We start from the raw sequence: 20,541 nt of genomic DNA on the forward strand, positions 1-20,541 counted from the left end.
TCCTTGTCAGATCAGGGATTCGGCGGCCCGCTGGGTGCGGGCCCGGTATTCGCGGCGGATGGCGAGCGCTTCGTCCAGCTCGACCGCGACGAAACGGGTGCGGGTGTTCGGCGCGGACTGCGCCACCAGGTCCAGGTCTCCGCTGAGGACAGTGCCGACCATCATGTACCCGCCGCCGGACACCGCGTCGCGGTGCAGGATGATCGGTTCGACTCCACCGGGAACCTGGATCGAGCCGATCGGGTAAGGCGCGTCCACGATGTTCGACGGGTCCTGCCCGGCGCCGAACGGCGGAGTGCGCGGCTTGGTTTCCAATTGTGCGCCCTGGTACCGGAAACCGACCCGGTCGGCGACCGGGGTGAGCGTCCAGTCGGTGTCCAGGAACGTCGCGCGGCCCGCGTCGGTGAGCACGTGGTCGTAAAGCCCCATCACCACGCGGACTTCGATCTCCTTCGACAACGCCGGGCGCAAGGATTCCGGCAGTGCACGCCCGGCGACGCCCGTGCCGGCGCCGACCGGGATAACGTCTCCGGCGACGAGCGGCGCACCGCTGATCCCGCCCAGTTTTCCCAGTCCGTAGGTGGATCGGCTGCCCAGCACCACGGGGACGTCGACGCCGCCGCTCACCGCGATATACGCGCGAGCGCCGCGTTTGCAGAACCCGAAGGTGAGGACATCCCCCGCCTTCACCGCGAATGCTTCCCACAACGGTCGTTCCTCGCCGTTGAGTTTCGGCGGAAGTTCGGCACCGGTGATCGCGATGACAGTGTCCTCGGTGAAGTGCAGCTCGGGTCCCATATAGACACACTCGAGCACGGCCGCACCGGGATCGTTGCCCACCAAGCGGTTCGCGACCGAGTACGAGTACTGGTCGAGCGCCCCCGAGGGCGGGATGCCGACATCGTAATAGCCGTTGCGGCCGGCGTCCTGGATCGTCGTGGCCAGTCCGGGCTGGCGGACCTCAATCGGCACGGAGCACCTCCATCAGTCCCGCGGTGAAGCCGTCCGGGTCGTCGAGGTACTCGCGCAGCCCGAAGTCGACCGGGCGCGAACGGATCCGGAACGCCCCGGCCTCGACCTCCTTGACGTGGTCGTCGTAGGCGTCCCGGCCGATCGGCTTGAACCGCACGATGTCGCCGGGCCGGAAGAACACCATGAACTCGCCGAAGTCCGGCAGTTCCTGCGCCGGATCGTAAATCGGGGCGGGCGTGATGCCGAACATCTGGTACCCGCCCGCGCCGCGCACCGAGTAAATGCAGCTGAAGCAGCCGCCGTAGCCGACTGTCTGCTTAGGAGTGTCCGTGCGCGGCCGCAGGTACTTCGGCACGACGATCTGCCGTTCCCGGGGCACCATCTGGTACATGAACGGCAGCCCCGCGACGAACCCGACCATCGAGACGAACCACGGCGCACCGCTGTGTGCGGCGATGAATTCCTCCGCCCCGGCGTATCCGTTGATCCGCGCGGCGTACTCGATGTCGGTCGCGTCCGGGTCCTGATGCCGGTCGCGGAAGCGCATCAGCGTTTCCGTCGTCCACGGATCCTGGTACAGCACCGGAATCTCGACCACCCGCGTCGACAGGCTGAAGTCCGCGGCGTCGCCGACCTTCTCCTCGATGTCGCGCAAATGCGCCATCAGGGTGCGCGGTTCGATGACGTCCGGGTCGTACCGGACCTGATAGGACGCGTTCGCCGGGCAGATTTCGATGACGCCGTCCGGCCGGTTCTCGCGCAGCGACGTGGTGATCGCCATCGCGCGGAAGTTGGCCTGCAGGCTCATTTCCTCGGCCAGCTCGACGAAAATGTGCTCGTCGCCGCCCCAGCTGTACCGGGCGGGAGTCGCGCCGCTCATGCGCCCGCCTCCGCCCGCTGCGTGAGCCACTCTTCGAGCGTGCCGGTGGTGAACGCGCCGTCGGCGAACCATTGCTGCCCGAGAAGTTCGACGAGCAGCGTCGTGGTGGTGGGAACGCCTTCGACGACCAATTCGGACAGTGCCCGCTTCGCCCGGCGCAACGCGGTCGGCCGGTCGTCGCCCCACACGATCACCTTGGCCACCAAGGAGTCGTAGAACGGCGGGACCTGGCTGCCCGGCGCGAGCCACGTGTCGGTGCGGACCCACGGGCCGCCCGGCAACCGGACGTCGCCGATCTTCCCGGGCCCGGGAAGGAAATTGCGCTCCGGGTCTTCCGCGCAGACCCGGAATTCGACCGCGTGCCCGCGCTTGGTCACGTCCGCTTGCCGGAACCGCAACGGTTCCCCGGCCGCGATCCGCAGCTGCTCGGCGACCAGGTCGATCCCGGTGATCAGCTCGGTGACCGGGTGCTCCACCTGGATCCGGGTGTTCATCTCGATGAAGAAGAACTCGCCGGTGTCGTCGTCCACGAGGAACTCGCAGGTGCCCGCGCTGCGGTAGCCGACCTCCTTGCACAGCCGCACGGCCGCGGCGGTCATCTCGGTCCGGATCCGCTCGTCGATGCCCGGCGACGGCGCCTCCTCGACCACCTTCTGCCGCCGCCGTTGCAGCGAACACTCGCGCTCGAAGACGTGCACCGTCTCGGAACCGTCGCCGAGCACCTGCACCTCGACGTGCCGCGCGGCTCGCACGAAGCGCTCCAGGTACATCCGCCCGTCGCCGAACGCACTCGCGGCCTCGCCAGAAGCCTGCGGGAACGCGACCTTCAACTCGGCCTCGTTCGCGACGACCCGGATTCCGCGACCGCCGCCGCCCGCCGCCGCCTTCAGCATGATCGGATACCCGATCTCGCCCGCCGCGGCGACCGCTTCGGCCACATCGGACACTCCACCGGGCGTCCCGGGCACCGTCGGCACGCCGGCCGCCTGCGCGACCTGCCGCGCCCGGACCTTGTCCCCCATCTGCTCGATGACCGAGGCGTCCGGACCGACGAATGTCAGCCCCGCGTCCGCCACCGCCGCGGCGAACGACGCGCGCTCGGACAGGAATCCGTAGCCCGGGTGCACCGCGTCCGCGCCGGTTTCCTTCGCCGCGGCGAGGATCGCGTCCGCCACCAGGTAGCTCTTCGTCGCCGGGGCCGGGCCGATCGGGACGACCTGGTCGGCGAGCAGCGCGTGCGCGGCGCTGCGGTCCGCCTCGCTGACGACCGCGACCGTCTCGATCCCCAGGTCGCCTGCCGCGCGGATGATCCGGACCGCGATCTCGCCGCGGTTCGCGATTAGCAGCCGTTTCATGCGTCCACCTCGAGCACTACCAGCGGCTGGCCCGCGTCGACGACCGCCTCGGCGTCGGCGGCGAACTCCACGACGGTCCCGGCCGCGCCCGCGGGCACCGGGTAGAAGGACTTCATCACCTCGACCAGCCCGACCGTGTCGTCCGCGCCGACCTTCTGGCCGGGCTTCACGAAATCCGGGCTGTCCGGGTCGGGCTTGCGGTAAAAGACCCCGGGAATGGGCGAAACCACTTCGAGACGGGACATCAGCGTCACCTCGCACTCGGTAGGGACAAGTTCGGAATTCAGGTCAGGTAGGGCGTCAGCGCATCATGCACGCTTTTCGCCAGATCCACCGCGCCAGGAGTGTCCGAGTGCACGCAGACGCAGTCCGCGCGCATCGGGATGTCCTGACCGTCCACAGAGGTCGCGAGTCCCTCGGTGACCGCGCGCACGGACCGCTCGGCGGCGATCGCCGGGTCGTAGGCGACGTGCTCGCGGGTGATGATGAGCGAACCGTCGGCGCGGTAGTCCAGGTCGGTGTAGTACTCGGCGATGAAGCCCTGGCCGCGCTTGCCCCACACCTTCTCGTGCACGGTGTTGGCCATGCCCATGAGCGGCACGTCGAAGACGTCGGCCGCCTCGGCGATCGCCCGCGCGACCGTCTCGTCCCGAGAGGCCAGGCCGTACAGCGCGCCGTGCGGTTTGATGTGGTTGAGCGGCATGCCGTGCTCGGCGAGGAATCCGGTCAGCGCGCCGACCTGGTACACCACCGCGGCGGTGAGTTCCGCGGGCTCCATCTTCAGCTCCCGCCTGCCGAACCCGTCGCGGTCCGGGAACGACGGGTGGGCGCCCACCTTCACCGAATGCTCGTGCGCCAGCGCGACCGTGCGCCGCATGACGACCGGGTCGGCGGCGTGGAAGCCGCAGGCGACGTTCGCGACCGTGATGTAGGGCATGATGCCCTCGTCGTCGCCGCAGCGGTAGATGCTGTAGGCCTCGCCCATGTCGCAGTTGATGGCAACCATGAGTGCTGTTCCTTGTCTCTTTCCGGAATTCCGTCAGGAATGCGCGATCTTCGGGGTGTCCCCGTCGGGGTCGATGTAGACGTCGTCGCCCTCGAGCCGGACCGGGTACCGGGCGAGCTGCGCGTGGCCCGGGTTGATGCCCTGGCAGGTGGTGAGGTCGAACGTCCACAGGTGGCTTTTGCACATGAGGGTTTTCTTGTCCAGTTCGCCCTCGACCAGTTCGACCTGCTGGTGCGGGCAGATCGCCTGGGTCGCGACGACCTCCCCGCCGTCGAGGTGGGCGACGAGCACTTCCTTGTCCCCCACCTCGAACGACTCCATGTCGCCTTCCCAGACGTCGTCGAGGCTGCACACCCGCACGAAACCCATGCGGAAGCTCCTTTCTCAGCTGAACCGGTCGAAATGGAGCCGGTCGGCGGCGAGCCCGCCGTCCAGCACCAGCGCGCGGGCGAGCGCGTCGGTCATCGCGGGCGGCCCGGCGGCGTAGTAAGTGAAGTCAGTCAGCGTTTCGCCCAGTTTCGCGACCACGGCCTCGTGCACGAATCCTTGGTGCGATTCGGAATCCGCCGCGCCGGGTTCGGAAACCGCGGTGTGCACGTGGAGTGCGCGCAGCCGGCGGCCCGCCATCGCCATCGCTTCCGGAATGTGCAGATCGCGCGGAGCACGGCCGCCGCAGAACAAATGGACCGTGCGCTCGGCGGCGTTCGCCTGCGCGGCCGCGCCGAGCACGACGCTCGCCATCGCGCCGAGCCCGGAACCGCCTGCGACGCACACGATGTCGCGGTCGTCGCCGGCGCGGTAGTACGCCTGCCCGTACGGGCCGTCCAGTTCGATCGTCTCGCCGAGGTCGAGCCCGTCGAAGAGGATCGACGTCGCTTTCCCGCCCGGCGACCGCTTGACGACGAATTTCCATTCCCGCTGGCAGTTCCCGAGATTGCTCATCGAGTACGCGCGTTCGATGCCGCTGGGGAACCCGAGCATCGCGTACTGCCCGGCGCTGAACGCGGCGTGCTTTTCCGCGACGAACACGAATTCGGCCATGTCGTGCGTGAGCCGGTGCACCTCGCGCAGCTGAGCGCGCTGCTGGATCGGCCGGTGCGGCGCGGGTTCCGGCACCGAGCTCAGGTCGACGACGCAGTCGCTCGCCGGTTCGCTCTGGCAGGCCAGCCTGCGGCCCTTGCGCCGGTCGCGGGCACTGAGCCCGGGCGCGTCCGTCCAGCGCGTGCGGACGTCACCCTCCAGCAGCTCGTACCGGCAGCTTCCGCAGGCTCCGCTGTTGCACTCGTAGCTGAGACCGACCCCCGCGCGGAGGGCGGCACGCAGCAGCGTGTCGCCCTCCGCGCAGGGAAAGCGAACGCCGGTCCCCCGCAGGAGGACGTGGTGTTCGGTCGTCATGGCCGGTTCAGCCTCCGATGCCGAGCTGCCGCTGGAACGCCCGGACCGCGCCGATCGCGTTCTCCGCCGCTTCGGCGTTTTCCGCCACCTCGGCGCCGTACGCCTCGATCGCGGCGACCGCGAGCGGCTGCCATTTCGCGACCCACTCGCGCAGCCGCGGCACATTCGAGTCCACTTCGGACATCTGCTTGACCAGTGCCTCGGTCCAGCGCCGCGACCGCTCGCTGTCCCGCAACGCCGATTCGGCCAGCAGCGCGTGCAGCACGTCGCCGTGCCGCCGGGCGCTGACGCCGAGCTGGCGCAGCACGATCTCGTCGAGCGCAGGCTTGGCCACGACGTTCAGCGCGACGAACGCCTCCGCCCAGTCGAACGTGGTCAGCTGGCGTTCCATCAGCTCGCGGAATCCTTGCCAGGCGGGCAGTTCCTCCCACAGCTCGCGTTCGCGCTCGCCGAACCCGGCGGTCGGATGCGCCTGGCGCAGCTCCGCGGTGCGGTAGGCCACATTGGACAGCCAGCGCAGCGAATCGGCGGCCTGGAACGCCGCGCAGTTGGCGATGGTGCTGGCCGGGGCCATGTGCACGAGGTACGCGCTGGCCATCTGCACGGTGTGCAGCAGGTACCGGCTCGGCGTGTACAGCTGGGCCAGCACGGCGACCCACTCCGGCGAGAGGCCGCGGTCGTGGCCCTCGGCGTCGTGCTGGTCGAGCAGGCCGTCCACATAGGACTCCTGGCCGTCCTGGAGGATGTTGTACGTGCGGTACACCAGCTCGTCCGGATCGCGGAAAGCGTTCCAGTCCGGGTGCGTGACCGGGCTCTGGTTGCGGTAGCGGCGGTAGAAATCCGCCATGAACCCGGTGTGCCCGACGTCCCACGGCTGCTCGGGGTCGCGGGTGTGCCACAGCAGGTTGGTGGAGACGATCTCGTACTCGCTCGGCTTGCGCCGGCGGGCGGCGAGGTGCCCCCAGGTCTTGAGCGGCTTGAGCGGGGTGCTCACGACAGGGCCTCCTTGCGGGCGGACGTGCCCAGGTAGAAGCGGAAGACGTCGCCGCCGGTCTCGATCCGGCCCACGAACGAGGGCATGATCAGCTCCAGCTCGGACATCTTGAACGGGCGGCCGAGCTCCTCGGCGATGGTCTCGCGGCGCAGGACGCATTCGCCGCCCTCGACCTCGACCCGCACGTAGGAACCGCGGTCGCGGATGTCGACCCGGCAGCCGGGGTTGTCGGTCACCGCGGCGTCGGCGACGGCACGCGCCACCTCGCCGACCTGGAGGACCGGGCCGACCGGGTCGGCGATGGGTTCGGTGCTGCTCATCCGGTCCTCCTCACTCGAAATAGACTTCGACGCATTCGGTCGGCTCGAGACCGGCCGCCGCGACGGTGCTGGTGCGCTCGAACGGCCGCGGTTCGCCCTGGCGGCGCACCCGCAGCGTCCGGCCGGGCTGGTCGGGCACGTGGACGCCGACCGAGTTCTCGGCCGCCGCGGCGGCGAGTTCGTCCATCGTGTGCTCGCTGTCCGCGGGGAGCAGCTTGAGCACGAAGTCGCCGTCGAAGTGCACGGCGAGCGGAATGGTGGCCATCAGCGTTCCTTTCAGCCGGCCTTGACGAGCTGCTTGCGGTAGGTGTCGACCCAGGAGAAGCCGTGCGCGTCGTCGCCGCCGGGGCCGACCGAGCCGAGGCCCATGTACTCCAGGACGCCGCCGAGGTCGGCGGGCTGGATCTCGCCGCCGAGGAACCGGTCGACCAGGTTCTTGTGGTGCCGGTAGCGCTCCGGGTCGTCCTCGAAGATCCACTTGTCCACTTCGGACGCGAAGTGGTAGCGCCGTCCTTCGTGGACCAGCGAAATGTCGCGCAGCGTCTGCGAAGGCGTGCCGACGATCGGCAGCTGCGAGACGTTGCAGATGATCGGCAGCGTGCCCGGCACCGTCTTTTCCGGACGGTCGTTGGCGAAGTTGTCGATCAGGACGTCCCACACCTTGCCGAAGGTGTCGTTCCAGCCCGGGTACTTCTCCTCCAGCCAGTCGCGCTCCTCCGGGCTGACGCCGGCCGCCGGGTCCCACCACAGCGTCGGCCGCCACGAGTAGGTGCCGAGGTGCTGGCCGTGGTGGTGCTCGGAGATGTCGCGCAGGAAGATGTCCCAGTACCACGGCTTGGAGAGGCCGAGGTCCTCCAGCGAGCGCATGAACTGGGTGACGATCCATTCCTCCATGAATTCCTTGAAGGACGCCTCGCGCACGTCCAGCGGGACGTAGTAGTCCATCGGAATTCCGGAGAGAATGGTGAACAGCCGGTACGAGCGCCAGAACGCGATGTCGATCTTCTTCTGCGCCTCGTCCTTCTGGCCGTTCTCGATCAGCATCTGCAGCAGCGGCGTGCCGAGCTGCGCGTGCCGGGCCTCGTCGGACTGGATGCTCTGGATCAGCTTGGAGAACGTGAAGTCCCCGGCTTTCGCCGCGTCGCCGGAGAGCCCGATGAACTGCAGGTTGGTGAACCCGGTCTCGAACGAGAAGTTCGCGAAAATCGAGGTCGACACGGCGTCGCGGGTCATCATCACGTCGTCGAAGAAATGCCGTGCGCCGAGGGTGACCCAGTTGTCGGTGAACATCGCCGCGTGCGACCACTCGAACTGGCGGTCCTTGTTCACATACTCGTGCGGGAAGTACAGCTGGATCTGCCCGTGCCGGATCTCGTCCAGCATCCCGAAGGTCGCCATGTTGCGCATGCCCGGCGCCTTCGACCAGCGCACGAACCGCGACTCCTGGAACGACGCGCCGTACTCGACCAGCGCGACGGCCGCGTAGTGCTCCTTGAGAATGGAAATCCAGCCCGGGTCGGCTTTGTTGTACAAATCCGCGCGCTCGAGCGCGGCCTTCACCGAATACGCCCCGGCGTCCTTCTGCCGCTGAATGTCGACGTATTCGCGATAGCTCACCTTGTACGGCTCGTCATAGGTCGCCCACACCTCGTCGGGCAATCCCTCGCCGCCGGACAGTTCCGGCGGGAACAACTCCGCTTCGGTGACGTAGCGCGGAGTCCATTGGGTGTCGCGGGCGATGTCGTACCACTGTGCTCGGTCCAGCAGAGCCATGCGGGTCGCTCCTTGTGGTTTCTTTAGCTGCCGTGCTCGGAACCCAGCGGCCCCTCGCCGCCGGGGTAGACGAAGGACATGGACGGGGAGTAGAACCCGAACGTCACCTGCAAGGGGTGCGCAGGCCGCAACCGGTAGACGGGATGCTCTTTGTCGAGGAATTCGAAGGATTCCACCGCGAATTCCTCGGCGATGTCAGCGACGTAGGCATAACGCCCGCTGACAAACTCGCCGCCGCGACTCGTGATGTACCGCAACTGCCCGGTAACCCGCTGCGGCGTGCCTATCGCGAGACGCGCGGTAGTGCGAATAACGGGCCGCCCCTCGACCGACGTCGTGGCGACCAGCCGATCCCCGTCGAGATCGAGCGTCGTCTCCCCCGGAGCCCCCGCCGGAACGCCGTGCTCGCGGGCGTAACGGATCATCGGCTCGGAACTGTTGTGGTAATCGGTCCACCACCGCCCCGGAACGCCCGCCTCGGTGTCGAGACCGGACAGATTCACGCCGAGATACGTCAGGGAATACGCACCGAACGCGTCGTCCCCTTCGCTGGCCGACGTCTGAGCGTCCCCCTCGACCACATACTGGTTGATGTAGCACGACCGATCAGCAGCCGGCGTGAGTCCCGCCGGAACGAGCTCCGCGACGCCGTCGGGATCCTCAGGTACCCAGACGAGGTAGAGAGTCCGCGACCCGGTCACCAGCTGCGGCGGATGCAGCGACGTGCCCATAGGGGTTGCCTCCAGGTTCACCGTTGAACTTGCCCCGCTCCCTCAGCTCGAAGCGGTGCCCCAAAGACTGCGCGACCCACCCGTGACCGGATAGTGCGCAAGTTGGACAACGACCGAGCCAGGAATGCCAAACCGGAGCACCCACCCGCGTCAACGCAGGTCAGCCACCCGCGACGCGATCACCCGAGACGCTTCTGAATCCGTCAAGCCCCCCAACGCCGTGAGGGGAACCCTGACGGAACCAGATTCCCTCAGGGTTCCCCTCACGGCCCTAAAACCGCACCGCCGCACCCAACGAGCGAGGCACCCACACCTCCCCCGCACCCCGATACGAAGCTCCCCTGCGGTTCGGGGGTGCTTGTCAAGGCATCTTTCCCGCCTTGACAAGCACCCCCGAACCGTCAGCACAATCAAGCTTCGGGGTGCCCCACGCAACCCTCAAAAGCAATGTCGCCGCCAGGCGACGAGCCGACACTCACAACTGATCATCCAGTTGCAACGCGATCCACAACTCCGCCCGAACAGCCGGATCGTCCACCTCCCTCCCCAGCGCCTCCGCCACCTTCCCCATCCGGTACCGCAACGTATGCCGATGAATCCCCAACGCATTAGCCGAAGCATCCGACTGCCCGTTATGCGCCAAAAACGTCCGCAACGTATGCCGCAAATCGATCTTCGCCGACCCGGTCTTGTCCGTAACCGGCTCCAGCAACGCCCGAGCCCACCCCCGAACCTCGTCATTGTCGAGAAACCGCATCAACCCGCTGGTAGCCACGTCCCCGGCACAAGTCAGCACCCCAGCGCCGCCACGAGAACTGGTGAACACCGACCGAACCTGCTCCCAAGCAGCAGACAGCTCCCCAGGCGGCGTCGGATCGCTCACCGCCCCCCGAGCCAACGGAATCCGCCGCAACAACGCTTCCAACGTCCGCGTATCCCCCTCGGCAGGCGGCATCAACACCACCACGCGCCCCCGTTCCCACTCGGCGACCAACGCACGCAAACTCCGCAACCCGTGATCCCCCTCGGCATGTTCGAGCAACTCCCGCTCATGCCCGGAAGGAACCCCCAGAATCGCGACCCGAAGATCCCCCTCCGGAAAGTCCGTGTCCAGCGCCTCCCCGATCGCCGTGGCCAGCCCGACATCACCCGCCACCGCAGCCTTGAACACCGCCAGCCGATGCTGCCGCTCGCTGTCCAACACTCCCCGCGCACTGTGCAACTCAGCGCACAGCAACGACACCGCAGTCGTCACGATCGCCTGCTCCGCGGTAGTAAGCGGCGTAGACCGCCCCACCACGAGAAACCCCTGCACCCGTCCCCGCACGGCAAGCGGGAGCACCACCACGGACTCCCCCGCGATCGTCATGCTCAGACTCGCCGAATTGGCCCGGTCCCGCAGCCGAGGCAACTCGATCCGCACCCGCGCCACATGCATCCGCGCCGCGGGCACGCCCGCCCGAAACCCACCGGCAGCGTCGAGCAGCAACGTCCATCCCCGCACCGCTTTGGCAAGCCGCTCCGCAATCGCCCGCGCCGAATACGGCGACAACGAAGCCCGCGTCAAATCCCGCTGCGCCGATACCGCGTAGTTCAACTCCCGCTGCCGCTCATCGGACAGATGCCCGGCGACCAGCCGGCTCAACGCAGCGAACCGCGTCGTCGCGGGCACCGCCAACACCGGCAGCCCAGCCTCGCCCGCCGCCTCGACCAGCGGCCGCGGCACGTTCTGATAGAACGAACTGGCCCCGAATCCCAGCGCCACCGCGCCACCGGCCACCAGCCGGTCGACGTACTCCCGGCTGGCCGCTTCGCCCAGCGCGAGCCGCGACCCGGTGGTCAGCACGAGCTCGCCGCCCTCGAGGTACGGCGACGGGTCGGGCAGCTCGCTGATCAACGCCCACGTGACCGCCCGGTCCACCGCCCCGGGCGAGCCTTCGGCGGCGAGTTCGAGACCGTGTTCGCCGCGTTCGAGCAGCATCTGGACGGTAAGCGGCATGGTGTCTCCCGGGGACGGATCGGGCGGCCGGAAGTGTAACCGGCGGCCCGCCCGGCCGCCGGTCGATCGCCACCCGGACGAACCAACGTTCTGGACAAAACCCGGCGCCGGTAGGTAGAAACCGTCCCGATCGGACTTCCCCGCCCGGCGGATGTCCGGCGGCACAACGGAAAGAGATCCCGATGCCCGCAGCTGCCCCGTCCCGGCCGGACGTCACGTACCGGACCGCGGGCGATCGCGCGCTGCTCGTCGAGTACGGGCCGCCGCTGCCGGTCGACCTCGGGCTCAACTTCTTTGCGCACGCCTCGGCCCGGCGGCTGGAGGAAAACCCGGTGCGCGGCGTGCTGGAAGTCGCGCCGGGACTGCGTTCGCTGCTCGTGCACTACGACCCGGAAACGATCCAGCATGATCAGGTGATCGCCGCGCTGGACCGGCTGCACCGCGAAATCCCCGAGCCCGGCTCGCTCGTGCTGCCGAGCCGCCGGGTGAAACTGCCGATCGCGTTCGACGATTCGACATCGCGGGAAGCCGTGGAGCGCTACCAGATCACCACGCGTCCGGACGCGCCGAACGTCGTCGACGGCAACAACGTCGACTACCTCGTGCGCTCGAACGGCCTGCCGAACCGCGAGGCGCTGTACGCGCGGATCCTGGAATCCGAGTGGTGGAACGCGTTCACCGGTTTCTACCCGGGCCTGCCGTCTCTGCTCCCTCTCGACCCGCGCTCCGAACTGGTCGCCCCGAAATACAATCCGGCGCGCTCCTGGACGCCCGAGGGCGCCGTCGCGTTCGGCGGCCCGTGCCTGGTGATCCACCCGATCGAATCGCCGGGTTCGTACCAGCTTTTCGGCCGGACGCTGCCGATCTGCGACCTCGTCCGCCGCCCGCGCGCACACCGCGCGGACCCGATCCTGGTCCACCCCGGCGACCGGATCTCGTTCTACCGCGTCGAAGAGGCGGAGCTGATCGAATTGCGCAGGCAGGTTTTCGAGGGCCGCTACGACTACGACATCGAACCCGGCCGGTACGCGGTCGCCGACCACCTCGCCGTCCAAGCCGACCCGGCGGTCGCGGCCGAGGCGGCCAAACGGCGCGCGGACCGGGTCGCCGCGCAGGAACTGGTGAAAATCCCGTGACGCAGACCGCTGCATTGGAAGTCTTGGAACCCGGCCTGCAGACGACCGTGCAGGACTATCCGGGCCGGCGCGGCAGGCAGTCATTGGGCTTCTTCCCTTCCGGCCCCGTCGATTCGCTCGCCTTCCGCCTCGCGAACCTCCTGGTCGGCAACCGCCCCGGCGCGGCCGCGCTGGAAATCCCGCTGGGCCGGTTCCAAGCAGGCGTCCTCGCCCCCGGCCGGATCGCCGTCACCGGCCCGGAAACCACCGTGACCTTGAACGGATCCCCTATCCCGCAATGGGAATCGGTGCCCGTCGAAACCGGTGACGTGCTGGCGTGCGAGGTCCTGCGGGGCCCCGGACATCGGCTGTACCTGGCGTTGTCCGGCGGCATCGCGGTACCGGAGGTTTTCGGTTCCCGCTCGACGTTCCTGCTCGCCGGCATCGGCGGCCTCGACGGCCGGGCCCTGGAACGCGCGGACATCCTGGACACCTTCCCCGCCTCTCCTTCCCGGCCGCGTCGTCTCCCGATGTCCTTGCGCCCGACCTACCCGACCGCCTGGGAAATCGAAATCCTCCGCGGCCCGCACGCCGACCCGGACTTCCTGACCGCGGAGGATTTCGCCGACTTCCTCGCCGCGTCCTGGCGCTGCGACCTGAGCTCGGACCGCGTCGGCATCCGGTTCAACCCGCACCGTTTCCGCTGGGCCCGCCCGTCCGGCGACGTGGCGGGCGGGCACCCGTCGAACCTCCTGGACTCCAGCTACCCGCCCGGCGGCATCCTGGCGTACGGCGACGTGCTCACCGTGCTCGGCCCGGACAGCAACACCTCCGGCGGTTTCGCGGTGATCGCCACGGTCGCGTCGGCCTCGCTGTGGAAAGTCGGCCAGCTCCGGCCCGGCCGGGACACCGTGACGTTCCGGGAAATCGACCTGGACCAGGCAGCGGCGCTCAGTGCGCATGTCAATCAACTGCTGGACGTCAAGGCGCTGTCTTGAGTGTTGCTTGGCGGTGGAGGGTGTCGCCTTCGCTCAGGGCCGCGATGATCGCTTGGTGGTCCATGACCCGGCCGAACCCGCGCCGAATGGTGCGGAGGGTGGCGCGGTGTGCTTCGGCGTTGTCGGTCGCATTGACGTCCGAACTCCCTGGCACCGCAACGCGTAGTCCAGATCCGTGCCTGCGGAGGAGTCATACGTGTGCTTCGCCGAAATGACGCGCTCACCGGCGCGCGGTTTCAGCCCGCGGTACAGTTTGGCTCCGGGCGCACCCTCTGCGATCGCGCCGTTCGCGATCGGCGGCCAGAACGCGTAGAAATCGTGTGCGACGTCCGGCGCGATCGTGTGCGCGGTGTACAGCACCGGCACCCGGGCTGCCCGGCACGCCTCGATCAGCGCCTGCACCCTCGGCAGTTGCCGATACGCCTCCGGCACCCGCATCGGCCCGTTCGGCCGGACGAAATCCTCCTGCAGGTCCACCACGACCAGCGCGCATTCCTCGGGCTTGATCTCGAAGGCCGGCCAGATACTCAGTCAACGGATGCACGGACTTCCTCCTCTGTCTTCCCGGCCACCGAACCAAGATCGACCGACTTCGTCTCCTTCGCCAGCAACGAGGCCACCAGCGAAATCAAGCCCATCACCGCCAGATAGACCCCGATCGCATATCCGGTACCGAACTTCGCGTACAACCCGATCGCGATGATCGGCGCGAGCGAACCAGCCAGCACCGACGCCAGGTTGTACGCCAGCGAAACCCCGGAATACCGCACCTCCGTCGGGAACAATTCCGCGAAGAACGCGCCGATCACCGAGCTGTACGCGGCGAAGATCAGCAACCCGCCTGCCACCGCGACCGTGATCAACCCGGGACTGCGCGTGTCGACCAGTGCGAAGAACACGAACGCCCACACGATCGTCGCCACCGAGGCGACTACGTAAATCGGCCGTCGTCCGATCCGGTCGGCCAGCAGGGCGAACAGCGGAATCGTCACGACCGCACACGCCTGCCCGACCAGCACCGCCGTCAATCCGACCGAACTGTCCATTTTGAGCACAGTCGTGACATAAGTGATCACGAACAACGAGAACAGATAGAACCCGGCGTTCTCCCCGAAACGCGTTGCCGCGGCGAGCAAAACACTGCGCCAATGCTTGCGGACCACCACACCGGCGGGCAGCCCCTTCGGCTTCGGCGCTTCCTTGAACAACGGAGTTTCCGCGACATAAAGCCGCAGCCACAACCCGATCAACACCAGCACCGCGGACAAGCCGAACGCGATCCGCCAGCCCCAAGAAAGGAACTGCGCCGAAGGCATCACCGCGCCGAGTACCGCCAGCACCCCGGCGGCAAGCAGGTTCCCCAGCGGCGGCCCGACATTCGGCCACGAAGACCAGAATGCGCGACGCGCACTGCCGCCGTGTTCGGACACCAGCAGCACGGCCCCGCCCCATTCGCCGCCGAGCGCGAATCCTTGCACCAGGCGACAGACCACGAGCAGCAACGGTGCCAGCACACCGACCGCTTCGTAAGTGGGCAGCAGAGCGATTAAGAACGTCGAAGCACCCATCAACAGCAAACTGGCGATGAGCGTCGAACGCCGTCCCTTGCGGTCGCCGAGGTGACCGAGCACGACCGCGCCCAGCGGCCGGGCCAGGAATCCGACGGCGTAGGTGGCGAAAGCGAGCACCGTGCCGACCAAAGGGTCGTGCGAAGGGAAATACAGTTTGTTGAAGACCAAAGTGGACGCGGTGCCGTACAGAAAGAAGTCGTACCATTCGACGGCGGTGCCGGCGAGGCTCGACGCCGCCACCACCCCCAGCCGCGTGTGCGGGCGTTTTCTGTTACGTTCGCGAGAGGTATCGGCCATTTCGGCTCCTGTGGTCGGAGGGTCCGTGACGCGGATGAAGTGCTGATGCCGGAAGCCTCGGTGGCTGTTGGCGCAGCCACCGAGGCGTGCTCCCCCCTGGGAACTGCCTCAGAAGAACCAGTGCACGGGCTCGTTGGCCCGGTCGGCGACGTCGGCGAACCGGCCCCCGTGGAACGCCAGCGGGTCGCCGTCGCGCTCGCACACGCTGCGCACGTGCCCGAACACGACCACGTGGTCGCCCGCGACCAGATGCCGTTCGACGTCGCATTCGAGGTGCGCGAAGGCGTCCGGGATCACCGGCACGCGGTGGCGGCCCTCGGTCACCTCCAGCCCGGCGAAGTGGTCCTCGCCGCGGCGGGCGAAGCGGAGCGCGAGCTGTTCCTGCCGCGCGGACAGGATGTTGACCGCGAACCGGCCCGCCTCGACGACCGCGTCGGTGCTGCGCGCGCCGGTCGTCAGGCACACCAGCAGCAGCGGCGGGTCGAGCGAAACCGACGTCAGCGAGTTGACGGTCATCCCGTGCGGCACCCCCGCCGCCCGGGTGGTGACCACCGCGACGCCGGTCGCGAAACGCCCCATCGTGCGGCGCATCGTCATCGGGTCGACCTCGGCCGAGGAAGTGATCATGACGTTCTCCTTGCGAAGGGAGCGGCGGTCCCGTGACCGCCGCCCCCGAACGGGCTCAGGCGGGGTAGCGGACCTCGAACGTGACGACCCCCTCGTCGGTCCGCCACGGGCCGTGCGGCATGCCCGGCGGACGGCAGGCGTACATCCCCGCGGTGAACGTCCGGCCGAGCGTGAGGTCGGTGAACGAGCCCTCAAGAATGTAGACCTCCTCCCAGAAATCGTGTTTCTGCACGCCCATCGGCGTCGAGTCGGCACCCGGTTCGTACCGCAGGATCCGCGTCGCCACACCGGTTTCCGGATCCTTCGCGAGAATCCGCTCGGTGATCTTCGGGTCGTCACCCGGGCACACCGTGAAGGCGACGTCGGTCACCGGGAAGAATTCGTGTTCCGGTTTGCTCATCGGGTGATCGCTCCGTCGAGGTCGTAGCTGGACAGGAAGGCGTCGATGTCGCCGAGCGCGCCGTCGAAGCCGTAATTGCGGAAGGCGTAGCCCTTCACCACGAACGGCGCGCCCGCGTAGAACATCTCGTACTGGTGGTGCCGTCCGGCGAATTCGCTGCCGACGACGTCCCAGGCGAGTTTGAACAGCTTCACCCGCTCCTCGGCGGGCGCGGACGGGCTGTAAATGTATTTGTCGATATCGGCGCGGGTCTCCGGGTTCGTCAGGTCCGCGACGCTGGAGGGCACCTGCAGCACGCCGCCGCCGACCAGGTCGCGCAGGATCGCCAGCAGCCGCGGGTACAACTCGGCCTGTAGCCCCATCGCGCCGTACACCGCGCGAGAGCCGGGCCGCCACATGCCGTTCTCGTCCGGCTCCGCGGTGTACTCAGCCGCCAGCACTGCAGATTCCACAATGGACGCGAGACTCGCCAACTCACCGAGCTTCTCGACCACGCCGGGGAATTTGTCGACCCCGTTGACCGCCGCGACCTTGCGCGCGAGCCCGGCGATGAACTGCGTCTTCACCATGAACCGGATCTGCGCCTGCCAGTTCCCGAAGACGTGCGCACCGGTGTCGAAGAACTGCCGCCGCAATCCCGCGACATCGCGGTAAACGAACACTCGGTCCCACGGAATGAAGACGTCATCGAAGACGACCAGCGCGTCGGTTTCGTCGTAGCGCGAGGTGAGCGGATAGTCGTATTCACTCGTGGCGGCCGGCGCGTACGGACGGCGGCAGTAGAGCTTAAGTCCTTCTGCGTCAACGGGAACCGCGAATCCGAGCGCGAAGTCAGCGTCCTCCGGTCCGAGCGGTTTGATGCAAGACACGAAGATCTCGTCGGCCACCGCGCCGCCGGTCGCGAGCATCTGCGCACCGCGGATCACGATGCCGTCCTCGCGCTCCTCCGCGACTCCCGCCTGGATCAGGTCGCCTTCCCAGGCGTGCGCGGTCGTCGCCCGCGAAACCTGCGGCGGAATGATCGCATACGAAACGTACAGATTCTCTTCCAGCACGCGCTTGTGGTACGCGGCGATGTTGGCCGAAAAGTCGCGCTCCCCTTGCGAAAACGCCTCTGGATGCGCGGAGAACGCCGCGACGAACGCGCCCACGTGGTCCGGGCTGCGGCCGACCCAGCCGTGCGTGTGCCGTGCCCAGGTGGTCGCCGCTTCGCGGTACGCCTTGAGGTCTTCCCGGCTGCGCGGCGGCGTGAACAGACGGTTCACTGTGGACCCGGACGCCGGGTCGGTGACCGAGATGCCGGATTCCGGGTCGGCCGCGAGGTCGAAGAGTTCCGCGATGGTCTTCGCGATCGGCGCGAACGCCGGGTGGTGGGCGACGTCCTCGACCGGCGCGCCGTCGAGGTAGATCCGCCGGGGGCCTTTCAGTGCGGCCAGATAGTCGGCTCCGCTGCGCATCACTCGCTCCTCTGTTTCGTTTCGTACGCGTGGGTCAGGGTCGGGCCGCCGGGCAGTTCCAAGTGGACGCGCCAGTACGCGCCGTAGGTGAATTCGCCGCCGAGCAACGGCAAAGTGCCGCAGTACAGCGCGAAATCGCCCTCGACCGGACCGAGCCGGTCCAGCAGATCCGCCGGATGCCGCAGCGCGGCCAATTCCCCCTTCTGGTACGGACATCCGTCCACACTGGAGTCCGCGACGACGTGGTCCCAGTCCGGAATGGACACTTCGGTCCCGAGCTCGGCGACCACTTCCCCGAGCGGCTTCGGACAGGCCGCTTTGGACAGTGCTACTCCGTCCCGCTCGAGGTCGCGGTCGGTGTGATCGGACCCGACCCCGAGGAAGTACCGCCCCTGGTGCCGGATCAGCACCGGTTCGACCTCGCCGGACGTCCCCGGCGCGCTCACCCCGACCACCGGCTCCGTCGTCAGCAATCCGGTGTCCAGGTGGTAGAACGCAGGCACCGTTTCCGGCCGCGGCACCCCGATCGCCGCCAATTCCGCGATGTGCTCCTCGACCGCGGCCTCGTCGCTCCCGGTGTACCCAGCCACCACCAGCCGCGCCGGGGTGAACGCCAGTTCCTCCCCGGTTCCCGCGACGTGCAGGGCAATCGTGCTCATACTCCCGCTCCCGTAAAGTCTGCTGTGGACACCGGCCACCGCCGATCGGCCAGCACCGGGAACTCCGCCCGCACCGTGTCCACAATGGATTGGTCTATTTCGCAGCGCAGCACTTCCTCGCCGGTGCCCGCTTCGGCCAGCACGGTCCCCCACGGATCGACGATCCGGCTAGTACCCGCCAGCTCGACGCCGCCGTGCTGGGTGCCGGCCGCGTTGACCGCGATCACCAGGACCTGCTCCTCCACCGCCCGGCACGAGGTGAACATCCGCCAGTGCTCGCGCCGAGCCGCCGGCCACGCAGCCGGGACCACGACCGTCTTCGCGCCGCGATCCACGAGCCCGCGCCACAATTCGGGAAACCTCAGGTCGTAACAGGTCGTCGCCCCAATTGGCCCGAGTCCCGTTTCCGCGACGCTGAGCGTTTCGCCCGGCGTAAGCAATTCCGCCTCACGCGAGGCATATCCGAAGACGTGCACCTTGCGATAGGTATGCGCGATCGTGCCGTCCGGCGCGAGCAACACCGCGGTATTGAACAACCGCCCAGCCGCATCCCGCTCAACCAAACTGCCCACATGCACATACGCACCAAGGCTTCGCGCCCACTCGCGCCCCGCCGCGACCGTCGGCCCGTCGAGCGATTCCGCCTCGTCCGGATACGCGTCGAACGAGAAATACCCGGCCGCCCACAACTCCGGCAGCACCACCAGATCAGCCCCGCGCGCGGACTCCACCAGCTGCCCAGCCCGCACCCGACGGTCCGCCGCCGTCTCGTCCGGCGGACTGGCGAGCTGCACCAACGCGACCTTCACAGCCGCTCCCCGACTCGCAGTGCCGTCATCGTGCTGGAGAGATGCTTCGCCAGCGCCTCCCCCGCCACCTCCGGCTCACCACCGCGCAACGCTTCGACGATCGCCGCGTGCTCAGCCAGCACCGTGCCCGCCCGGGTCTCGCTGCCCGCGACCGCGCGCAACCCCATCCGGACCTGCCGCTCCCGCAACGATTCATAGAACTCGGCGAGCACCGGATTCCCGGCCCGCCGCACGATCGCCCGGTGAAAAGCACGGTCGAACTCGATGAACCGCACCGGCTCGTCCACCACCTCGCGCTGCTTCGCGAGAATGTCGTCCAGCTCGCCGAGAAAGGTCTCGTCGACGCGCTCGGCGAGCTTGCGGACGCACCAGTCCTCGACCAGCTCGCGCGCCTCCATCACCGCCCGCACCTCCGCGTCGGAGATCGGCGGCACGAACGCACCCTTCTTCGGCACGATCTCGAGGAACCCCTCGGCCTCGAGCCGCAGCAGAGCCTCCCGCACCGGCGTCCGAGACGTCCCCGCCGCCTCGGCAACCTCCGATTCGGTGAGGAACGTCCCGCCGTCGCGAGGCAGCTCGGCGATGCGCTGCTTGAGGAACCGATAGGTGACGTCCTGCGCGGACCCGGCCCGCCCAGCCTGTCGTACACTGCTCATGGACAAGATGTATACATCACGCATGGCAAGCGGGCAAGGGGTGTTTGCCGAGGTTGAGCGGGTGTGCCGGGCGGGGATGGCTGGGCTCGCTTGCGGAGGAGGGTCGCGTTGCCCCCGGGGGGGGATGGCTCGGGCTCGCTCGCGGAGGAGGGTGGGTGTTGTCGGGGCGGCGACTTGGGGGCGGTGGTCCCGATGGGCCCGCGCGGGACGTCGTGTTGGCGCCGTGATGGGTCGTGCTGGACGTCGGGGCGACGCCCTGACTTGCCGCTTGGAGCGTCGTGTCGCCGCGGTAGCCCTCGTGCCTCCGCCGCAACGTCGTGTAACGGCAGTTGCCCTGGCACCTCCCCGACGCGGTTGCCTTGATGTGTCACCCCTGGCCGGGCGAATCCGCGACAACGGCACCCGGTTCGAGCCGCTGCCTAAGCACCGATGACGGCGTGTCGACCGAGGGGATCCCGCCTCGCCCTGCGCGACTGCACGGGATCCGCTGACCACGAGGCCTGGCCTCTGCAGCCGCAAGGTAAGCC

23 protein-coding genes are annotated in these 20,541 nt (G+C 68.2%); 2 read left to right on the forward strand and 21 right to left on the reverse strand.

The features are described 5' to 3' along the window. Nucleotides 1-6 precede the first annotated feature (6 nt). From FKO37_RS35095 to FKO37_RS35155, 13 genes are all read right to left on the reverse strand, one after another. The gene (locus tag FKO37_RS35095) at nucleotides 7-972 is read right to left on the reverse strand and encodes a biotin-dependent carboxyltransferase family protein (protein ID WP_238607312.1); all 966 of its coding nucleotides are present in this window, start codon (nucleotides 970-972) and stop codon (nucleotides 7-9) included. Continuing rightward, entirely contained in the window at nucleotides 962-1,852 is an 891-nt protein-coding gene (locus FKO37_RS35100) for an allophanate hydrolase subunit 1 (RefSeq protein WP_238607313.1), read from the reverse strand. The genes FKO37_RS35095 and FKO37_RS35100 overlap by 11 nt, the downstream gene beginning before the upstream one ends. Continuing rightward, the gene (locus FKO37_RS35105; RefSeq protein ID WP_238607314.1) at nucleotides 1,849-3,207 is read right to left on the reverse strand and encodes an acetyl-CoA carboxylase biotin carboxylase subunit; all 1,359 of its coding nucleotides are present in this window, start codon (nucleotides 3,205-3,207) and stop codon (nucleotides 1,849-1,851) included. Before FKO37_RS35105 ends, FKO37_RS35100 begins: the two co-directional genes overlap by 4 nt. After that, entirely contained in the window at nucleotides 3,204-3,452 is a 249-nt protein-coding gene (locus FKO37_RS35110) for an acetyl-CoA carboxylase (protein WP_037717008.1), read from the reverse strand. Before FKO37_RS35110 ends, FKO37_RS35105 begins: the two co-directional genes overlap by 4 nt. A gap of 38 nt (nucleotides 3,453-3,490) precedes the next feature. After that, nucleotides 3,491-4,213, reverse strand: a complete 723-nt coding sequence (gene pxpA / locus FKO37_RS35115) for a 5-oxoprolinase subunit PxpA (protein WP_238607315.1) — start codon at nucleotides 4,211-4,213, stop codon at nucleotides 3,491-3,493. 33 nt (nucleotides 4,214-4,246) lie between these two features. Further along, on the reverse strand, nucleotides 4,247-4,582 hold the full coding sequence (locus FKO37_RS35120) for a Rieske 2Fe-2S domain-containing protein (protein WP_043840212.1): 336 nt from the start codon (nucleotides 4,580-4,582) through the stop codon (nucleotides 4,247-4,249). 15 nt (nucleotides 4,583-4,597) lie between these two features. After that, nucleotides 4,598-5,608 carry a 2Fe-2S iron-sulfur cluster binding domain-containing protein gene (locus FKO37_RS35125; RefSeq protein WP_238607316.1) on the reverse strand — a complete coding sequence of 337 codons (1,011 nt, stop codon included), beginning with the start codon at nucleotides 5,606-5,608 and terminating at the stop codon, nucleotides 4,598-4,600. Nucleotides 5,609-5,615: 7 nt separating this feature from the next. Next, nucleotides 5,616-6,602 carry a toluene monooxygenase gene (locus tag FKO37_RS35130; protein WP_238607317.1) on the reverse strand — a complete coding sequence of 329 codons (987 nt, stop codon included), beginning with the start codon at nucleotides 6,600-6,602 and terminating at the stop codon, nucleotides 5,616-5,618. Next, nucleotides 6,599-6,922, reverse strand: a complete 324-nt coding sequence (locus FKO37_RS35135) for an MmoB/DmpM family protein (RefSeq protein ID WP_238607318.1) — start codon at nucleotides 6,920-6,922, stop codon at nucleotides 6,599-6,601. Before FKO37_RS35135 ends, FKO37_RS35130 begins: the two co-directional genes overlap by 4 nt. 10 nt (nucleotides 6,923-6,932) lie before the next feature. Further along, a complete protein-coding gene (locus FKO37_RS35140; RefSeq protein WP_238607319.1) occupies nucleotides 6,933-7,187 on the reverse strand; it encodes a toluene-4-monooxygenase system B family protein in 255 nt (84 codons plus the stop codon). A gap of 11 nt (nucleotides 7,188-7,198) precedes the next feature. Then, nucleotides 7,199-8,695: a YHS domain-containing protein gene (locus FKO37_RS35145; RefSeq protein WP_134663557.1), complete on the reverse strand. Its 1,497-nt coding sequence runs from the start codon at nucleotides 8,693-8,695 to the stop codon at nucleotides 7,199-7,201. Nucleotides 8,696-8,718: 23 nt separating this feature from the next. Further along, on the reverse strand, nucleotides 8,719-9,426 hold the full coding sequence (locus FKO37_RS35150; protein WP_238607320.1) for an acetoacetate decarboxylase family protein: 708 nt from the start codon (nucleotides 9,424-9,426) through the stop codon (nucleotides 8,719-8,721). Between the two features lie 475 nt (nucleotides 9,427-9,901). After that, nucleotides 9,902-11,425, reverse strand: coding sequence for a PucR family transcriptional regulator (locus tag FKO37_RS35155; RefSeq protein WP_238607321.1), 1,524 nt, complete (start codon nucleotides 11,423-11,425; stop codon nucleotides 9,902-9,904). 182 nt (nucleotides 11,426-11,607) lie between these two features. On the opposite strand from FKO37_RS35155, the gene FKO37_RS35160 reads away from it, so the two are divergent. Continuing rightward, nucleotides 11,608-12,561, forward strand: coding sequence for an allophanate hydrolase subunit 1 (locus tag FKO37_RS35160; protein ID WP_238607322.1), 954 nt, complete (start codon nucleotides 11,608-11,610; stop codon nucleotides 12,559-12,561). Then, nucleotides 12,558-13,538 carry a biotin-dependent carboxyltransferase family protein gene (locus tag FKO37_RS35165; protein ID WP_238607323.1) on the forward strand — a complete coding sequence of 327 codons (981 nt, stop codon included), beginning with the start codon at nucleotides 12,558-12,560 and terminating at the stop codon, nucleotides 13,536-13,538. Before FKO37_RS35160 ends, FKO37_RS35165 begins: the two co-directional genes overlap by 4 nt. Before the next feature lie 33 nt (nucleotides 13,539-13,571). On the opposite strand, the gene FKO37_RS35170 is transcribed toward FKO37_RS35165, so the two are convergent. The 8 genes from FKO37_RS35170 to FKO37_RS35205 all read right to left on the reverse strand — a co-directional run bounded on the left by FKO37_RS35170 (nucleotide 13,572) and on the right by FKO37_RS35205 (nucleotide 20,014). After that, complete coding sequence (locus tag FKO37_RS35170; protein WP_238607324.1) at nucleotides 13,572-14,018, reverse strand: isochorismatase family cysteine hydrolase; 447 nt, start codon at nucleotides 14,016-14,018, stop codon at nucleotides 13,572-13,574. Nucleotides 14,019-14,065: 47 nt separating this feature from the next. After that, nucleotides 14,066-15,406, reverse strand: coding sequence for an MFS transporter (locus FKO37_RS35175; RefSeq protein ID WP_238607325.1), 1,341 nt, complete (start codon nucleotides 15,404-15,406; stop codon nucleotides 14,066-14,068). Nucleotides 15,407-15,514: 108 nt separating this feature from the next. Beyond that, nucleotides 15,515-16,033 carry a flavin reductase family protein gene (locus tag FKO37_RS35180; RefSeq protein ID WP_037814847.1) on the reverse strand — a complete coding sequence of 173 codons (519 nt, stop codon included), beginning with the start codon at nucleotides 16,031-16,033 and terminating at the stop codon, nucleotides 15,515-15,517. 55 nt (nucleotides 16,034-16,088) lie between these two features. Beyond that, entirely contained in the window at nucleotides 16,089-16,433 is a 345-nt protein-coding gene (locus FKO37_RS35185; protein WP_043840232.1) for a cupin domain-containing protein, read from the reverse strand. Beyond that, nucleotides 16,430-17,890, reverse strand: coding sequence for a 4-hydroxyphenylacetate 3-hydroxylase family protein (locus tag FKO37_RS35190; protein WP_037814842.1), 1,461 nt, complete (start codon nucleotides 17,888-17,890; stop codon nucleotides 16,430-16,432). Before FKO37_RS35190 ends, FKO37_RS35185 begins: the two co-directional genes overlap by 4 nt. Next, nucleotides 17,890-18,549, reverse strand: coding sequence for a DUF2848 family protein (locus tag FKO37_RS35195; RefSeq protein WP_238607326.1), 660 nt, complete (start codon nucleotides 18,547-18,549; stop codon nucleotides 17,890-17,892). The genes FKO37_RS35190 and FKO37_RS35195 overlap by 1 nt, the downstream gene beginning before the upstream one ends. Then, nucleotides 18,546-19,358 carry a carbon-nitrogen family hydrolase gene (locus FKO37_RS35200; RefSeq protein ID WP_238607327.1) on the reverse strand — a complete coding sequence of 271 codons (813 nt, stop codon included), beginning with the start codon at nucleotides 19,356-19,358 and terminating at the stop codon, nucleotides 18,546-18,548. Before FKO37_RS35200 ends, FKO37_RS35195 begins: the two co-directional genes overlap by 4 nt. Then, a complete protein-coding gene (locus FKO37_RS35205) occupies nucleotides 19,355-20,014 on the reverse strand; it encodes a GntR family transcriptional regulator (RefSeq protein ID WP_037814835.1) in 660 nt (219 codons plus the stop codon). Before FKO37_RS35205 ends, FKO37_RS35200 begins: the two co-directional genes overlap by 4 nt. Nucleotides 20,015-20,541: the final 527 nt, after the last annotated feature.

Origin of the sequence: Amycolatopsis sp. Poz14, assembly GCF_006704225.1 — a bacterium.
Classification (GTDB): Bacteria; Actinomycetota; Actinomycetes; order Mycobacteriales; family Pseudonocardiaceae; genus Amycolatopsis; species Amycolatopsis nivea.

What these genes read in the sequence shown, in the direction of transcription:
- FKO37_RS35100 (WP_238607313.1), bottom strand. Translation starts at nt 1,852, where the DNA reads ATGAGCGGCGCGACTCCCGCCCGGTACAGCTGGGGCGGCGACGAGCAC.
- FKO37_RS35105 (WP_238607314.1), bottom strand. Translation starts at nt 3,207, where the DNA reads ATGAAACGGCTGCTAATCGCGAACCGCGGCGAGATCGCGGTCCGGATC.
- FKO37_RS35110 (WP_037717008.1), bottom strand. Translation starts at nt 3,452, where the DNA reads ATGTCCCGTCTCGAAGTGGTTTCGCCCATTCCCGGGGTCTTTTACCGC.
- pxpA (WP_238607315.1), bottom strand. Translation starts at nt 4,213, where the DNA reads ATGGTTGCCATCAACTGCGACATGGGCGAGGCCTACAGCATCTACCGC.
- FKO37_RS35120 (WP_043840212.1), bottom strand. Translation starts at nt 4,582, where the DNA reads ATGGGTTTCGTGCGGGTGTGCAGCCTCGACGACGTCTGGGAAGGCGAC.
- FKO37_RS35125 (WP_238607316.1), bottom strand. Translation starts at nt 5,608, where the DNA reads ATGACGACCGAACACCACGTCCTCCTGCGGGGGACCGGCGTTCGCTTT.
- FKO37_RS35135 (WP_238607318.1), bottom strand. Translation starts at nt 6,922, where the DNA reads ATGAGCAGCACCGAACCCATCGCCGACCCGGTCGGCCCGGTCCTCCAG.
- FKO37_RS35140 (WP_238607319.1), bottom strand. Translation starts at nt 7,187, where the DNA reads ATGGCCACCATTCCGCTCGCCGTGCACTTCGACGGCGACTTCGTGCTC.
- FKO37_RS35145 (WP_134663557.1), bottom strand. Translation starts at nt 8,695, where the DNA reads ATGGCTCTGCTGGACCGAGCACAGTGGTACGACATCGCCCGCGACACC.
- FKO37_RS35150 (WP_238607320.1), bottom strand. Translation starts at nt 9,426, where the DNA reads ATGGGCACGTCGCTGCATCCGCCGCAGCTGGTGACCGGGTCGCGGACT.
- FKO37_RS35155 (WP_238607321.1), bottom strand. Translation starts at nt 11,425, where the DNA reads ATGCCGCTTACCGTCCAGATGCTGCTCGAACGCGGCGAACACGGTCTC.
- FKO37_RS35160 (WP_238607322.1), top strand. Translation starts at nt 11,608, where the DNA reads ATGCCCGCAGCTGCCCCGTCCCGGCCGGACGTCACGTACCGGACCGCG.
- FKO37_RS35175 (WP_238607325.1), bottom strand. Translation starts at nt 15,406, where the DNA reads ATGGCCGATACCTCTCGCGAACGTAACAGAAAACGCCCGCACACGCGG.
- FKO37_RS35180 (WP_037814847.1), bottom strand. Translation starts at nt 16,033, where the DNA reads ATGATCACTTCCTCGGCCGAGGTCGACCCGATGACGATGCGCCGCACG.
- FKO37_RS35185 (WP_043840232.1), bottom strand. Translation starts at nt 16,433, where the DNA reads ATGAGCAAACCGGAACACGAATTCTTCCCGGTGACCGACGTCGCCTTC.
- FKO37_RS35190 (WP_037814842.1), bottom strand. Translation starts at nt 17,890, where the DNA reads ATGCGCAGCGGAGCCGACTATCTGGCCGCACTGAAAGGCCCCCGGCGG.
- FKO37_RS35195 (WP_238607326.1), bottom strand. Translation starts at nt 18,549, where the DNA reads ATGAGCACGATTGCCCTGCACGTCGCGGGAACCGGGGAGGAACTGGCG.
- FKO37_RS35205 (WP_037814835.1), bottom strand. Translation starts at nt 20,014, where the DNA reads ATGAGCAGTGTACGACAGGCTGGGCGGGCCGGGTCCGCGCAGGACGTC.